This is a genomic window from Acinetobacter lwoffii (assembly GCF_049367455.1).
GTDB lineage: Bacteria > Pseudomonadota > Gammaproteobacteria > Pseudomonadales > Moraxellaceae > Acinetobacter > Acinetobacter lwoffii_W.
The window spans coordinates 602,397-618,235 of the sequence record NZ_JBMPXW010000001.1; the positions used below are offsets into that span (position 1 = coordinate 602,397).

General features: G+C 42.6%; 8 protein-coding genes and 3 pseudogenes. 5 read left to right on the plus strand and 6 right to left on the minus strand.

Annotated elements, in window-relative coordinates; genetic code table 11:
- Positions 1–399: 399 nt before the first annotated feature.
- Positions 400–4,085, plus strand: a pseudogene (metH, locus tag ACO1B7_RS03005) (methionine synthase).
- Positions 4,086–4,139: 54 nt separating this feature from the next.
- Here the strand turns inward: metH and ACO1B7_RS03010 are convergent.
- Positions 4,140–5,444: an IS4 family transposase gene (locus ACO1B7_RS03010; protein WP_005104965.1), complete on the minus strand. Its 1,305-nt coding sequence runs from the start codon at positions 5,442–5,444 to the stop codon at positions 4,140–4,142.
- Between the two features lie 213 nt (positions 5,445–5,657).
- On the opposite strand from ACO1B7_RS03010, the gene ACO1B7_RS03015 reads away from it, so the two are divergent.
- The gene (locus tag ACO1B7_RS03015; protein WP_338840945.1) at positions 5,658–6,590 is read left to right on the plus strand and encodes an IS5 family transposase; all 933 of its coding nucleotides are present in this window, start codon (positions 5,658–5,660) and stop codon (positions 6,588–6,590) included.
- Between the two features lie 36 nt (positions 6,591–6,626).
- Positions 6,627–6,794, plus strand: a pseudogene (locus tag ACO1B7_RS03020) (DAK2 domain-containing protein); the annotation flags it as partial.
- Between the two features lie 121 nt (positions 6,795–6,915).
- Here ACO1B7_RS03020 and ACO1B7_RS03025 read toward each other — a convergent pair.
- Complete coding sequence (locus ACO1B7_RS03025) at positions 6,916–8,190, minus strand: glutaminase (protein ID WP_004279394.1); 1,275 nt, start codon at positions 8,188–8,190, stop codon at positions 6,916–6,918.
- 342 nt (positions 8,191–8,532) lie between these two features.
- Here ACO1B7_RS03025 and ACO1B7_RS03030 point away from each other — a divergent pair, with 342 nt between their 5' ends.
- The gene (locus ACO1B7_RS03030; RefSeq protein WP_423089804.1) at positions 8,533–9,639 is read left to right on the plus strand and encodes a GGDEF domain-containing protein; all 1,107 of its coding nucleotides are present in this window, start codon (positions 8,533–8,535) and stop codon (positions 9,637–9,639) included.
- 18 nt (positions 9,640–9,657) lie between these two features.
- Here ACO1B7_RS03030 and ACO1B7_RS03035 read toward each other — a convergent pair whose 3' ends face one another.
- Positions 9,658–10,464, minus strand: coding sequence for an SDR family oxidoreductase (locus tag ACO1B7_RS03035; protein ID WP_004279392.1), 807 nt, complete (start codon positions 10,462–10,464; stop codon positions 9,658–9,660).
- Between the two features lie 20 nt (positions 10,465–10,484).
- Positions 10,485–11,156 (minus strand): hypothetical protein, encoded by a 672-nt coding sequence (locus ACO1B7_RS03040; protein WP_004279391.1) that lies wholly within the window; start codon positions 11,154–11,156, stop codon positions 10,485–10,487.
- A 175-nt stretch (positions 11,157–11,331) separates the two neighbouring features.
- On the opposite strand from ACO1B7_RS03040, the gene ACO1B7_RS03045 reads away from it, so the two are divergent.
- Positions 11,332–14,226: a valine--tRNA ligase gene (locus ACO1B7_RS03045; protein ID WP_004279390.1), complete on the plus strand. Its 2,895-nt coding sequence runs from the start codon at positions 11,332–11,334 to the stop codon at positions 14,224–14,226.
- A 47-nt stretch (positions 14,227–14,273) separates the two neighbouring features.
- Here ACO1B7_RS03045 and ACO1B7_RS03050 read toward each other — a convergent pair whose 3' ends face one another.
- Together ACO1B7_RS03050 and ACO1B7_RS03055 are read right to left on the minus strand one after the other, a co-directional pair.
- Positions 14,274–15,401: a hypothetical protein gene (locus ACO1B7_RS03050; RefSeq protein ID WP_228747320.1), complete on the minus strand. Its 1,128-nt coding sequence runs from the start codon at positions 15,399–15,401 to the stop codon at positions 14,274–14,276.
- A gap of 228 nt (positions 15,402–15,629) precedes the next feature.
- A pseudogene (locus tag ACO1B7_RS03055) lies at positions 15,630–15,820 on the minus strand (endonuclease domain-containing protein); the annotation flags it as partial.
- Between the last annotated feature and the right edge of the window lie 19 nt (positions 15,821–15,839).

Sequence of the window (15,839 nt, forward strand, 5' to 3'; positions counted from 1 at the left end):
AGTCTATTTAGATTTTATAAATCACTTACTTAAGATAAGATTCCAGCTTATTTAAGCTTAGCAACCGCACATATTTTGCTACCAAAACGAGTCAAACCCTGCCTGTCATCAAGCTGAGCAAAAGTTTCATTTGCACAGCATAAGCCATCAATATGACAATTTCATGAATGAAAGCATCAGCTTAATTTTTTGATTTTGTTTACTGCCTCAAAGACATCGAATCAGATTCGAGATTGCAATATTTTCTGATCCGGATTTTAAAACTTGTTGTTTGTCTAGATGACTTATCAAATTTTCATATCATGCTTATCCATCATTCTGAGCAATGCCAGCAGAAATCAGCCAACTAATCTGCTAAGATTAGCATCGTTTTTTTTGATTTCTGCTGAGAAAGTTTGAATGTCTACACTTACCACTTTAAAAGAACTTCTTGCCAAAAGAATTTTAATTATCGATGGTGCGATGGGTACCATGATCCAGCGCCATAAACTGGAAGAAGCCGATTATCGTGGTGAGCGTTTTGCTGACTGGGCCTATGATCTCAAAGGTAATAATGATTTGCTGGTGCTGACTCAGCCACAAATCATTCAAGGCATTCATGAAGCTTACTTGGAAGCTGGCGCCGACATTATTGAAACCAACACCTTTAACGGTACCCGCGTTTCAATGTCGGATTACCACATGGAAGATCTGGTTCCCGAGATTAACCGTGAAGCAGCGCGTCTGGCCAAAGAAGCCTGTGCCAAATATTCAACGCCTGAAAAACCACGCTTTGTGGCAGGTGTGATTGGTCCGACATCGCGTACCACCTCTATTTCTCCAAACGTGAATGACCCGGCGTTCCGTAACATCACTTTTGATGCGCTCAAAGTTGACTATATTGAATCAACCAAAGCCTTGATCGAAGGTGGTGCAGACATCATCCTGATCGAAACCGTGTTCGATACCTTGAATGCCAAGGCCGCAATTTTTGCAGTGAAAGAAGTCTTTAAAGAATTGGGCTATGAATTGCCAATCATGATTTCAGGTACGATCACGGATGCATCAGGTCGTACATTGACTGGTCAAACCGCTGAAGCCTTCTGGAACTCGATGCGCCATGCAGAGCCACTTTCTATCGGCTTTAACTGTGCCCTAGGTGCAGATGCGATGCGTCCACACGTTAAAACCGTGTCTGACGTTGCCAATACCTTTGTTTCAGCACATCCAAACGCTGGCTTGCCGAATGCCTTCGGTGGATATGATGAAACGCCGGAAGAAACTGCAGCCTTTATTAAAGAATTTGCAGAAAGTGGCTTAATTAATATTACCGGTGGTTGCTGTGGTACTACGCCGGATCATATCCGCGCGATTGCAAATGCTGTTGCAGGCATTACCCCTCGTCAAATTCCTGAAATTGAACCTGCCTGTCGTTTAAGCGGTTTAGAGCCATTTAACATCACCAAAGATTCACTGTTTGTGAACGTCGGTGAACGTACCAACGTCACCGGTTCGAAAAAATTCCTGCGTCTGATTCGTGAAGAAAACTTCGCCGAAGCACTTGATGTTGCCCGTCAACAGGTTGAAGCCGGTGCGCAGATCATCGACATCAACATGGATGAAGGCATGCTCGATTCACAAGGTGCGATGGTGCATTTCCTGAATCTGATTGCTTCTGAGCCGGATATTTCACGTGTGCCAATCATGCTGGATTCTTCTAAATGGGAGATTATCGAAGCGGGCCTGAAATGTGTGCAAGGCAAAGCCGTGGTGAACTCGATTTCCCTGAAAGAAGGTCATGACGAGTTTGTCGAACGTGCCCGCCTCTGCCGTCAATATGGTGCCGCGGTCATCGTGATGGCATTTGATGAAGATGGTCAGGCCGATACAGCTACGCGCAAAAAAGAAATCTGCAAACGTTCATATGATGTTCTGGTGAATGAAGTGGGTTTCCCGTCTGAAGATATTATCTTTGACCCGAACGTCTTTGCGATTGCAACCGGTATTGAAGAACACAACAACTATGGTGTGGACTTTATTGAAGCGACTGGCTGGATTAAACAGAACCTGCCAAATGCGATGATTTCTGGTGGTGTATCCAACGTATCGTTCTCGTTCCGTGGTAACGAACCGGTGCGTGAAGCGATTCACTCGGTGTTCCTGTACCATGCTATTCAGCAAGGCATGACTATGGGTATTGTAAATGCCGGTCAGATGGCGATTTACGATGACATCGATAAAGAATTGAAAGAAGCGGTTGAAGATGTTGTATTAAACCAGAACCAGGGTGAAAGTGGTCAGGAAGCAACCGAAAAACTGCTTGCTGTTGCTGAAAAATACCGTGGTCAAAGTGGTACGCAAAAAGCCGAAGAAAATCTGGAATGGCGTAATGAGTCTGTTGAAAAACGTCTTGAATATGCGTTGGTAAAAGGCATCACGACTTATATCGACCAAGATACCGAAGAAGCACGTTTAAACTCTACACGCCCACTCGATGTGATCGAAGGTCCATTGATGGCGGGTATGAACGTAGTCGGCGACCTGTTCGGTGCCGGTAAAATGTTCTTGCCGCAAGTGGTGAAATCTGCGCGTGTGATGAAACAGGCTGTGGCGTGGTTGAACCCGTTCATTGAGGCCGAGAAAACCCAAGCTGAGGCCAAAGGTAAAATCCTGCTGGCTACGGTGAAAGGCGATGTACACGATATCGGCAAAAATATCGTGGGTGTGGTATTAGGCTGTAACGGTTATGACATCGTTGACCTTGGCGTGATGGTGCCATGCGAAAAGATTCTACAAACTGCGATTGATGAAAAAGTTGATATCATCGGTTTGTCTGGTCTGATCACGCCGTCATTGGATGAAATGGTGTTTGTTGCCAAAGAAATGCAACGTAAAGGCTTTAACATTCCACTGATGATTGGTGGTGCGACGACTTCTAAAGCGCATACCGCAGTGAAAATCTCACCGCAATATCATAATGATGGCGTGCTTTATACCGCAGATGCATCACGTGCCGTGGGTGTAGCAACACAGTTGCTCTCTCCTGAGATGAAACCAAAACTTTTGGCTGACTATGCAGCGGATTATGAAAAAATTCGTACCCGTCTTGCTAACAAGCAACCGAAAGCGGCGAAATTGTCTTATCAAGATTCAGTTGAAAACGGCTTCAAGATCGACTTCGACAAGAATGCACCGGTTAAACCAAACTTCATCGGATCTGAAACTTTCACAAATTATCCGCTTGAAACTTTGGTGGAATATTTTGACTGGACGCCGTTCTTTATTTCATGGAGCCTGGCGGGTAAATTCCCGAAAATCCTTGAAGATGAAGTGGTGGGTGAAGCAGCGCGTGATTTGTATGAACAAGCGCAAGCAATGCTGAAAGACATCATCGAGAATAAACGTTTCGATGCGCGTGCGACGTTCAGCATTTATCCTGCAAACCGTGTAGCCGCAGATACAGTTGCGGTTGTGGATGAAACAGGCAATGTAACTCACAGCTTCGAACACTTACGTCAGCAGTCTGACAAAGTGACGGGTAAAGCGAACTACTCTCTGGCAGACTTTGTTGCACCGAAAGATGTCGCTCAGGATTACTTGGGCGGCTTTACCGTGTCGATCTTCGGTGCCGAAGAACTTTCGCAAGAATACAAAGCCAAAGGTGATGACTATAACGCGATTATGGTTCAAGCCTTGGGTGACCGTTTTGCAGAAGCATTTGCAGAGCACTTACATGAGCGTATTCGTAAAGAGTTCTGGGGCTACCAAGCAGACGAACAGCTTTCAAATGATGATTTGATCAAAGAGAAATATGTCGGCATTCGCCTGCACCGGGCTACCCTGCTTGTCCGGAGCATTCTGAAAAAGCGCCATTGTTTGACTGGTTAGGTACAACCGACAAGATTGGTACGTACTTAACAACAAGTTTTGCGATGTGGCCACCTTCATCAGTCAGTGGTTTCTATTATGCAAACCCTGAAACTGAATATTTTAACGTGGGTAAAATCTCTGGCGACCAGTTGGAAGATTATGCGAAGCGTAAAGGCTGGACCTTGGATGAAGCGAAACGTTGGTTAGCGCCGAATTTGGATGATTCTGTGGTTTAAGAATTCTCTAGTTTCGATATAAAAAAACCCCTCGATTGAGGTAATGCCAGTCAGTTAAGAAATTGACTGGCATTTTCTTGGGTATTTCTGCGGTTTTCCTTTCACAACTCGTGGGCAACTTCTAACCCTTCTCTCAGGCAAAACATACCTCCTCGATTTCTCCAGTAAACTTTCTAGATGTTTAGGTAAATTCCCTGCGGAGTCTAAAGAATCAAATCTTAATATATTCAGGATGCTGATAGAGGCAATATGAAAGCTGATTCTCAAAGGACTGACTTTTGCACGTTGAGCCATATGTTTCATTTGTCTTCTTAGAATATTATAGGCAATGAAGACCCCCCATAATTCTTGATAAATTAAATCAGGTTGCTTGCTCCTCAAATGCTTACCTTCCTGTAAATCACTTTTGATTTCTCGGTAACACATTTCTATTTCCCAGCGCTGGGCATAAAGCTTCGCCAAGCCTATCAGTGGATATGCCTTTGAATCCATTAATGAAGTGATATAACGTCTAATTTTCCCTGCCTGCTCAACTTCAATCAAACGCGCTTCCCAATATTCTCCTAATGATGGATTTAGCTTCCTGGCTCTAGCTGAAAGAGGCATTTTGATTTGAAAGTCATGCGGGGAATTACGTTTAATGATCTCATAGCGTAAATTATCTTTTGCTCTCATTAACCAATGACTGGCTTCTACTCGTGTTTGCCAGTCAATCAAGAAATCAGCAGAGAAATAGGCTCGATCAAACAAGGTAATACTATGCGATGGAGGACATAATCGATTTGCCAGTGTAAGTTCACCCTGATCCATGCTACCTATTTGGGCATCAATGATTTCATGGGTGCTGGTATTTACCAGGCAGGTTGCTCTCACTTGTGGATAAGGGGCTGCAGCGGTTTTACCCTTAGATGAGCCAAAGTGTTCAAAATTCTCGTCTGTATAAGGCATAGACCAAACCACCCCGTCAACAGCACATACACTAAGGCCATGAAAGTTTGAGTATTGCTGTTGGGATTCTTCAAACCAGGCTTGGCTGAGTAGAGAAAACAAGGTATTCAAGGGCTCTCGTCCTAAACGTTGTCGTGCTTGCACTGCTGCACTGGGGACACAATATTCTGTTGTACCAAACACAAGTTTTAGTTGCTCTACGACATACCCGATCGGTTGATCTCGAAATAGGGCAAGCCCAATTACCAGCCATACCACATGTTCGGCAGGTAATTTTCTTCTCCTGATAGAAGCCTTACCTGTTTGATGTAGGCTTTCTTTAATCCAGTTTAAATCAATGAGTTCACTGAAATGGCTGAGTGAAGGCAAAGAATGTTGAAGGGTGCAATCTAAATTTTCAGATAAAGTCATAAAAAAAATGAGCGTATTGGCATACACTCATTTTTACTACATTTTTCTAATGTCTGCTTAACTGACTGGCATTACCTCGATTGAGGGGATTTTTTTGTTTTTAGATTTTTAATCTCCCTAAATCCCTATTTAAGAAAGAGGGACTTTCGCGTATCAAATGGCTTTGTTGCACAAACCTATCTGTAAAGGCTTTTTCAGCGATATAATTTTCAAATGAAGAAGCCTACACACAAAATCTACCGCACAACCAATTGGCCCGCATATAACCGAGCACTCATGAGTCGCGGAAATATTGCCATTTGGTTTGATCCTGCTACGCAATGGTATGCGCCATCAAAAGGCAAACAAGGGCGAAATCAAACCTACTCCGACGCAGCCATCCAATGCTGCTTAATGATTAAATCCTTATTTCGTCTGTCTTTACGTATGGTTACTGGCTTTGTGCAAAGTCTGATTAAACTTTGCGGATTAAATTGGATAGCTCCAGATTACACCACGCTTTGTAGAAGACAAAAGCATATTGATATTGCAATCAGCTACCAAAAAAGTAGCGATGGGCTGCATCTACTCATGGACTCTACAGGCATGAAGTTTCTAGGTGAGGGCGAATGGAAGCGCAAGAAACATGGACCTGAATATCGTCGCCAATGGCGTAAACTACATATTGGTATAGATGCCAAAACCCTGCAAATACGAGCAGTTCAGCTTACAACCAATAATGTCAGTGATTCACAGGTGCTTGGTGATTTACTTAATCAGATTCCACAAGATGAGCGGATTGACTCTGTTTATACCGATGGAGCTTATGACACCAAGCAATGCCGTCAGGTCATTGCAGATCGGCAAGCGCATGCGGTGATTCCACCTAGAAAAAATGCGAAACCATGGAAAGATACAAAGAGTAGCTCGCTAGAACGAAATGAATTACTTCGAACAGTTAAACGTTTAGGCAGGACACTATGGAAAAAATGGTCAGGTTATCATCGGCGAAGTTTGGTAGAAACCAAGATGCATTGCATTAAATTATTGGGCGATAAACTGAGTGCAAGGAGCTTTCAAAGCCAAGTCAATGAGATTCATACACGTGTGGCAGTCCTTAACAGATTTACGGAATTAGGTCGACCACTTACCCAAGTTACGCCTTAAATTTGGCTCAATTAGGGGCGCTTTGCATTTCAAATCTTTGTGCAACAAAGCCCGGCTGCGGTAAAAGGTGCGGAATCGACCAAAGATATCGTGGCACGTATGGGACGTGCCGGAACTGTCGGTGACCGTAGCTTGGGCTATCCGGATGCAGGTGCACATGGCTTAAGTGTAATCTTTACAGATATTGCAGAACATATTAAATAAGCTTTGCAAGATTTGAAAAGAGCCTCGATACTGTTCGGGGCTTTTTTATATTTCATTTCCTTTACTGAGCAAGTTTTAAAGCGCAAGTAATGAAAGGCATACTCATTCCTATGGATGTGGCTTAATGAAACTTGTCCAAATAGCGCTCTAGTTCTTCTGTCACTACTACCCGCTTATTGCCTTTCACCTGTTCCTCACTCAATACACCTTCTGAATCAATGACCACCACTTTGTGTCCAGCTGCTTGTAAACGTTTGACCCCTTCAAATAACATACGTGCACCCACATCATGAATCAGAGTCAAATTGGTCAGGTCTATGACTATACGTGTTTTAGCGTCTGGCTCATCCTGCAAGATCCGCAGCAACATTTCCGACTCGGTAAATTGCAACACGCCGCGCAGCTCATACACGACAATGTCATTGTTCTTACCTGCCATATAACGACTTTGCAAAATGGTCTGTGCCGATGGCGTCCCTTCCATCAGATGCAAGCCCATGTCCCGCGACAAACGCTCGAAGATATCCACACCACGCACACTATGCCCATGCTCATCAATTTTAGGAGAAAAAACTACAATTCCCACTTGCCCAGGCAATACCCCGATAATTCCGCCAGATACACCACTTTTGGCAGGAATTCCGACCGTCGTCAGCCAGTCACCCGCCGCATCATACATGCCACAGGTCATCATCACGCTGAGCACTTGACGTACTACATCACGTTCTAACAACTGTTTGCCAGTTTTGGCCTGAACACCACCATTGGCGAGCACACTACAGATATTTGCCAGATCTTTGACCGTCACTTTAATCGCACATTGCTTGATATATCCATTGACCATTTCGACAGGATCCGAATCCAGCACACCTACAGTACGCAGCATGTAACCAATCGACAGGTTCCGGAATGCAGTTTTGACTTCAGACTTATATACCTGCTTGTCGAATTCCAGTTGACGGCCTGCCAGCTCACTTAAAAAACGGCGCAAGCATTCCGCACGAGAAATCCCTTTTTGTACAGGAATCAAAGAATGTGTAGTGATCGCACCCGAGTTGATCATTGGATTTTTAGGAAGATTGGTTTCTTTATCCAGTGAAATCTGATTAAAAGCCTCCCCTGAAGGTTCAACGCCGACCTTTTCCAGTACAGCGCTAATCCCCAAATGCTGCAATGCCAAGGCATAGGCAAAAGGCTTGGACATCGACTGCATGGTAAATTCGGTTTCATCATCTCCCGTGGAATAGATCGTGCCATCCACCGTGGTCAGCGCTAAAGCGAACCTGTTCGGATCTACCGCTGCCAGTTCAGGGATATAATCAGCCAAAGCGCCCTGATCATTATCCTGACAAACCGTTAATACATGCTGGAGATAATCAGGCACCGGGGTTTTCATTCAGATAGATCCTTTATATTTTTATCCTGTTTCCACCTTAAATTTTCAGGATAAAACTACAAGTCCAAATTGGTAGCATTTTATAAATACGTCCATTGATTTGAACTAAAACAAATGTCTTTTCAGCTCAATGATCATCAGGCGTGAGGGGCATTTTGATATTATTTTTTTGATTTTTATAAAATATCAAGCAGTTCTATAGGCCATTTCGATCAGTTTGATTGTCAATTTTATTTATATTTTTCATCGCAATAAATGATATTATTCACACACCTGCTCACATTATAATCTAACATGCTGATCCCGGATTTGAATTTTTACAGTCTACTCGTGCCCAGCATCATGTCGAGCCTGGGGATCATCACGCTGAGTATTTCCTATTATAAAGGCTTACCTAATTATTTAAGATCTTATGCTTATGCACTGATTCTGATTGGCATGACGATATTACTTAATACCGTTTTATCGGCATCAGTTTTGGTGGAAATATCCAGTTTAATTGCTGCTCTTTACTTCTTGTCCTGTACCTTTCACAGCAAAGCCATTTATGAGCGTTTAAAAATCGACTATGCATGGCCAAACTATATTAACCTGATTGCCTTGGGTGCGTTTGGCATTTACTACTTTACCCAAGTGACTGCTGACCAGACTGCCCGTTTACTGATTATTGGTATCATTACTGCGGCAATTTATTTGCACCGCCCGATTGCCTTTATTCGGACAAGTACACGCTTACGTATCGACAGTTACCTGAAAATTTTTACCTTTGCGACCGTGTTTATCATCATGGGGCGTGCCTTACTGTTCTCTGTTTTACTTGAGGATCAGGGATTTGTCGCCCATTACGAACCCGCATGGGCATTCACGCAGCTGCTCCTGCTGCTGATTGATCTGATCTTTTTAGGTTTATTCATTGGTTGTGCAATTTTGGATCTGGTGCGAAAGTTGCAACGGGAGCGCCATCATGACCCACTGACCGGATTATTAAACCGTCGTGGCTTTGAAGCCTATATTCAAAAAATAGATCCCAATCCTGCCTTGCAGCATGCAGTTTTGATGGCAGATCTAGATCATTTCAAAGCCGTTAATGATCGTTATGGACATCAGGTCGGTGATCTGGTTTTACAACATATCAGTCAGATATTTAAAGCTAACATTCGCAGTAAAGATCAGGTTTCACGGATTGGTGGTGAAGAGTTTCTGCTTGTCTTGCATGATATTCAAAAGGATGCCGCCTTTAAAATTGCTGAACGGATCCGGCTGCAGCTTGAAGAAACCCCATTACATCATGAACAGCAGCTTATTTACCTGACTATCAGTATCGGGGTCAGCTTCTTCAATCATCCTAATCAGATTAAAGAAGCCACTTTAGCGGCCGATCATGCCATGTATCAGGCCAAACAGATGGGCCGTAATCAGGTTCAATTTGCTCAAGAGAAAATTGCCTGAATTTGATCAGGCTTTAAATTATTTGACCTTGGTTTTGCGAATCATTTTGTACAGAACTTTTGGTGAAATACGCGAAACCAGCACGCCGAGTTTTTCTTTCTTGCCGCCAATCACAATATATTCTTCACCGCACTGCAAGGCTTGTACGCTTTGACGGGCAAAATCTTCTGCTGACAGACCATTTTCAATCGCTTCATCCTGCTTGGCTTGCGGTTTGCCTTCCCCATTTAAAGCATTAAACGAGACATTGGTTTGAACAAAGCCCGGGAATATCACTGAAACCTGCACACCCTGATCAGTAACTTCAGCACGTAAACTGTTGGCCCACATATGAATCGCTGCTTTAGCCGCGGAATAGGATGCACGATACTGAGTGCCGAGCAAACCTGCCACACTGGAAATAAACACGATACGACCTGATTTTTGTGCCAGAAAGGTAGGCAATACCATTTTGGTGAGAAACACCTGAGAGAAATAATCGACTTCCATAATGGCACGTTCAGTCTGCATGGTAGTGTCCTGAATCAGGGCACGTTGGCTTAAACCTGCATTATTAATCAGCCAGTCGATCCGGCCTTTTTGTTGCAAAACCTGTTCATAGGCATGACGGACCTGACTTTCATCCGTGATATCGGCAATAACTGAAATATGCTGATCTGGATTGGTGAGACTTTGGCGAACATTTTCCAGTTCTTCATGCCGACGTGCAGTCAGTACCACCTGTGCCCCAAGTGCAGCACATTGCTGGGCAATCGCCTTGCCAATCCCTGAAGATGCGCCGGTAATCCAGACCACTTTTCCATTTAAGTCTTCAACTTTCGCCATGAAATCCTCTTTCCCTTGTTTTAATGAATATGGTACGGCATTTCATCTTCCAGAAATGCCAGCAAATGCTCAAAATAATAACTCATCGTATCGGCATCATAGATGCTACCGAGCTTGTCAAAACGTTTATAGCCTAACTGGGTGGTTAAATGAATCACCCCATTCAAGGTTTTATCGACCACGACATTAAATTTCAACATTTTTTTCGGTTCACGGATTAAATGCGTCACCCCTTGATCGACCACCTGAGTAAAGGCTTTTAAAGCGGGTGATACATATTGGTGATTACCATTTTTCATCTGGTCAATACAGCCGAGCAGTTCCATCACCAGCAATTTTTCTACCGGATAACGGACAAAAGCATTACCTTGATACTCATAGGTCATGCGATGCAAATAGTTCACCATAGGCATCAGCCGCTCATTGCCAAACAACGAAACCGACCACGGCATATATTTACGGGTGTTATGCATAATCTGCTGAATCACTTTTTCGGAATCACTGTCCGGTGAATTGGCCAGCTGCACCACCTGACCAAAAATCTGGTCAATAATTTCACAGGCCATATCGGCCAGATTTTCACCTAAGGGTCTGGCAAGACTGTCTCGCTCGCCGGCATTTAATCTGGAATGAAGGTCTTTAAAGCGCTGATGGGTTTCGGGTTGAAGCTTCAGGGAAATGCTATAGCTCATCTTATTATCCTTTTTGATATGCTGCGATGAGTCGCGTTTTTTTATCGTTCTATCATACGATGAGTTGCTATACATGCCAATTGGCTAAAGTTTGCATTTGGTTAAGCTGCCGCACGCACTATTTTTTTTGCTACAATAGATGCAATTTTTCATTCACTTTTGATCTGTTTAGACTATGACTGACTCAGCGCAAAATATCGCGACAACCTACGATCCGACCGAGATCGAGAAAAAATGGTACCAAACTTGGGAAGAGCGTGGTTACTTTAAGCCGTCTGAAAAAGGCGAATCTTTCTGTATCATGATTCCGCCACCAAACGTCACGGGTAGCCTGCATATGGGTCATGGTTTTAACAATGCCATCATGGATGCCTTAACCCGTTTTAACCGTATGTCAGGTAAAAATACTTTATGGCAACCGGGTACTGACCACGCAGGTATTGCAACGCAAATGGTGGTAGAGCGTCAGTTGGGTGCGCAAGGGGTTAGCCGTCATGACCTGGGTCGTGAAAAGTTCATCGAAAAAGTCTGGGAATGGAAAGAACAGTCTGGCGGTAACATTACCCGTCAAATTCGTCGCCTAGGTTCTTCGGTTGACTGGTCACGTGAACGCTTCACCATGGATGATGGTTTATCAAACGCGGTAAAAGAAGTGTTTGTAAAACTGCACGAAGAAGGTCTGATCTACCGCGGCAAACGTTTGGTGAACTGGGATCCAAAATTACAAACTGCGCTGTCTGACTTAGAAGTTGAGTCTGATAAAGAAGAAGCAGGTTCATTGTGGCACTTTAAATACTTCTTTGAAGATAAATCACTACGCACGCACGATGGTAAAGATCACATCGTTGTGGCAACCACTCGTCCTGAAACACTACTTGGTGATACAGCTGTTGCCGTTGCGCTTGATGATGAACGCTATGCAGATTTGGTGGGTAAAAATATTATCCTGCCAATTACCGGTCGTGCGGTTCCTATCGTTAAAGACGAATATGTCGATAAAGAATTCGGTACAGGCTGTGTAAAAATCACCCCTGCACACGACTTCAATGACTATGAAGTGGGTAAACGTTGCGAATTGCCAATCATCAATATCTTCAACAAAAATGCTGAAGTGTTGGCTGAGTTTGAATACATCGCGAAAGCCGGCGAGCAAATTTCTAAAACCATTCCTGCGCCTAGTGAATATGTTGGTTTAGAGCGTTTTGAAGCACGTAAGAAGATTGTTGAACAAGCGGAAGCTGAAGGCTGGTTAGACCAGATCCAACCATATACGCTGAAACCACCTCGCGGTGACCGTTCAGGCGTGATTGTTGAACCTCTACTCACAGACCAATGGTATGTGAAGATTGCGCCGCTAGCGAAACCTGCCATTGAAGCGGTTAAAGACGGTCGTATCAAGTTCGTTCCTGAGCAGTACAGCAACATGTATATGGCTTGGATGAACAACATCCAAGACTGGTGTATCTCGCGTCAATTGTGGTGGGGTCACCGTATCCCTGCTTGGTACGATGCGGAAGGTAATGTTTATGTAGGTCGTGATGAAGCGGAAGTTCGCGCGAAAAACAACATCCCTGCCGATGTTCAATTGAACCAAGATGAAGACGTACTGGATACATGGTTCTCTTCAGGTCTCTGGACATTCTCAACCTTAGGTTGGACTGGCGACGAAGCAAAAGACAAAGCCAACTACTTCTTGAATACATTCCACCCAACAGATGTACTGGTGACAGGTTTTGACATCATCTTCTTCTGGGTTGCCCGCATGATCATGCTGACCATGCACTTCATGAAGAATGAAGATGGTACGCCACAAGTGCCATTTAAAACTGTGTACGTTCACGGTTTGGTACGTGATGGCGAAGGTCAGAAGATGTCTAAATCTAAAGGTAACGTGCTTGACCCATTAGACTTGATTGACGGTGTGGATCTTGAAACACTGGTACAAAAACGTACCACGGGTTTGATGAACCCGAAACAGGCAGCGAAGATTGAAAAATCAACGCGTAAAGAATTCCCTGAAGGTATTCAATCTTACGGTACGGATGCAGTTCGTTTCACATTCTGCGCGCTTGCAAACACCGGTCGTGACATTAAGTTCGATATGAAACGTGTTGAAGGTTACCGTAACTTTGCCAACAAAATCTGGAACGCAACGCGTTTCGTGATGATGAATGTCGAAGGTCAAACGGTTGGTCAAACGGCTCGTCCTGATCTTTGGGAATTGCCTGAACAGTGGATCGTCAGCCGTCTACAAAAAGCGACTGCTGCGGTACAAACTGCATTTGCAACCTATCGTTTAGACCTGGCTGCGCAAGCGATTTACGAATTCATCTGGAATGAATACTGTGACTGGTATGTCGAACTGACTAAGCCTGTTCTGAATGATGAAAACGTATCTGAAGAGCGTAAAGCTGAAGTACGTCGTGTATTGCTTGCGGTGATGGAAGCGTCTTTACGTTTGGCTCATCCGTTGATGCCTTATCTGACTGAAGAAATCTGGCAAACGCTTGCGCCTAAACTTGGTATCGCTGGCGAAACCATCATGCTTGCGCAGTACCCAACTGCTGACGAAGCATTGATTAATGACCAGGCTGAAGCAGATATGCAATGGCTGCAAGGTTTGATTGGTGCGGTACGTAACATCCGTGGTGAGATGGGCTTAGGTAATGCACGCTTGTTGCCTGTTCTACTTCAAAACACAACGGATGCTGAAAAAGCGCAGATTGCACGTATTGAACCGTTGTTCAAAGCATTGGCAAAAGTTGAAAGCATTACCTTCTTGGCTGATGCTGAACAACCACCATTGTCTTCTTCATCTGTTGTGGGTCACGTGTCTGTATTCGTTCCAATGAAGGGCTTAATTGATCCTAAAGCGGAATTGGGTCGTCTGCAAAAAGACTTGGACAAGGTTCAAAAACAGCATGACCAAATTGCGACTAAACTTTCGAATGAAGGTTTTGTGGCAAAAGCACCTGCGGCTGTAGTTGAAGGCGAGAAAGTGAAACTTGCTGAGTTTGCTGATCAGTTAGCGAAGATTAAAGCGAATATGGAGCAGATTGCAGCGCTTTAATGCTGTAATTTGATTCAAAAAATCCCCTCAAATGAGGGGATTTTTATTTACTCTTCTTCCCAATCAAAATCCTCATCCTCCCAATTGATATAAGAAGAATCATCTAAATAACGAGTAAAAGTGAATTCATTTAAATTTTCATAAAAATGAATTAATTTATTTACTTCTCGATCGACTATATTTTCTTGCTCTAATGTTAATTTTGGCAAATGTATATCATGACGACCACTTTCGGCTGCAAAAATATTACCCTGATCATATATTGCTTCTGTCTTGTAATTACCTTGAGCTAAATCATGACCAAAATAATGAGCAAATTTTTGCCATTTCCATGCTTCAATCAAATCATTCTCTTTTAATTTTTTGATTTCATCGAATCCATCACAGACGATTCGATCAAATATATCTCTTAGGCATTCTTCATTACCACGCTTTGCTAATTCCAATTCTATATCTGATGGATAATTTGAATGACTATAGTCATACATATCTTCATCAAAATCGTCGTCATCAACGTAATGATCATTATCTCCAAATTGATAAAGTTCTAGCTGAGCAGGAAAACTTCCTAAATGAGCAGCAATTTTTAAATACTTTATATAGTTATCTTTATATTCATTATTACGTTCTTTTTCTTTAATAAAATTATCTAAGCCTGCTTTCCAAGTTGGACTAATTTCTTTACCTTGCAAATATCTATGATAAAGATAATTCATATCTTTATTCTGCTCATCAAAATCACTTTCACAATCACTATAAAATTGTGCAATCAAATATGGATAAATAGAAACCTGAGGGAACTCTATAAAGGTTTTTTTCAGCCGTTCTAAAACATTGTCATGCAGTGAATCATCATCCAAAGCATGTCTAACAAGCTGACTCATTTCCTCATTTGTTAAATATAAAAAATGATAATTTGAAAGATGCTTTTGAAAAAAAGGTGCTAGCGCAATTGAGACGTTTAATTCCTCACAGCGATTTTCAAATAACTCTCCATCCAACTGGTCATCGATTGAATCTGTAAAAATTGGGTAAGAACTTAGTTTTAAACTATTAAAAGTTTTAAATCCAAAAAGTGCTGCAACTATTTCATTTATATAAGAACGTTTAATCTCAATATCATGAAATTTAGTAGTTTGCTGTATTTCAAAAGCTAATGCGCTGATCGTAGACATGTTTATCCTTAAAGTTGTTTCTTAGAATCAAATTTGGACACACGTTTAAACTTTTGAATCTAATAGTGAAACAAAATAAAGAAAACATTAAGAAGAATAGACTATTCAATATAAAAATAGATTTTTGTCTTTTTTTACTCGTGTGTAAGTAAGGTGGACACCTATATTTGATAATAGCAATCAAAATTTAAAAATCAAGTTTTTTATGATTTCTCAATTTTACTTACTCTCAAACTCAATCACCAAACCAATTTCATGGCAGTAAAATCCACAATATAAGGTTTGATCACATGCTGACGGCGAAATTTAAGATTCATAAATCGCTTGGCACGTAGAATTTGCCATATCAGATGTTCTGCATCGGTGGCGGTGTGGCGCATGGATTTGGCGAATTCTAATAATTGAGGATCTATTTTCATTGTTATTTTAAAAGAGCAT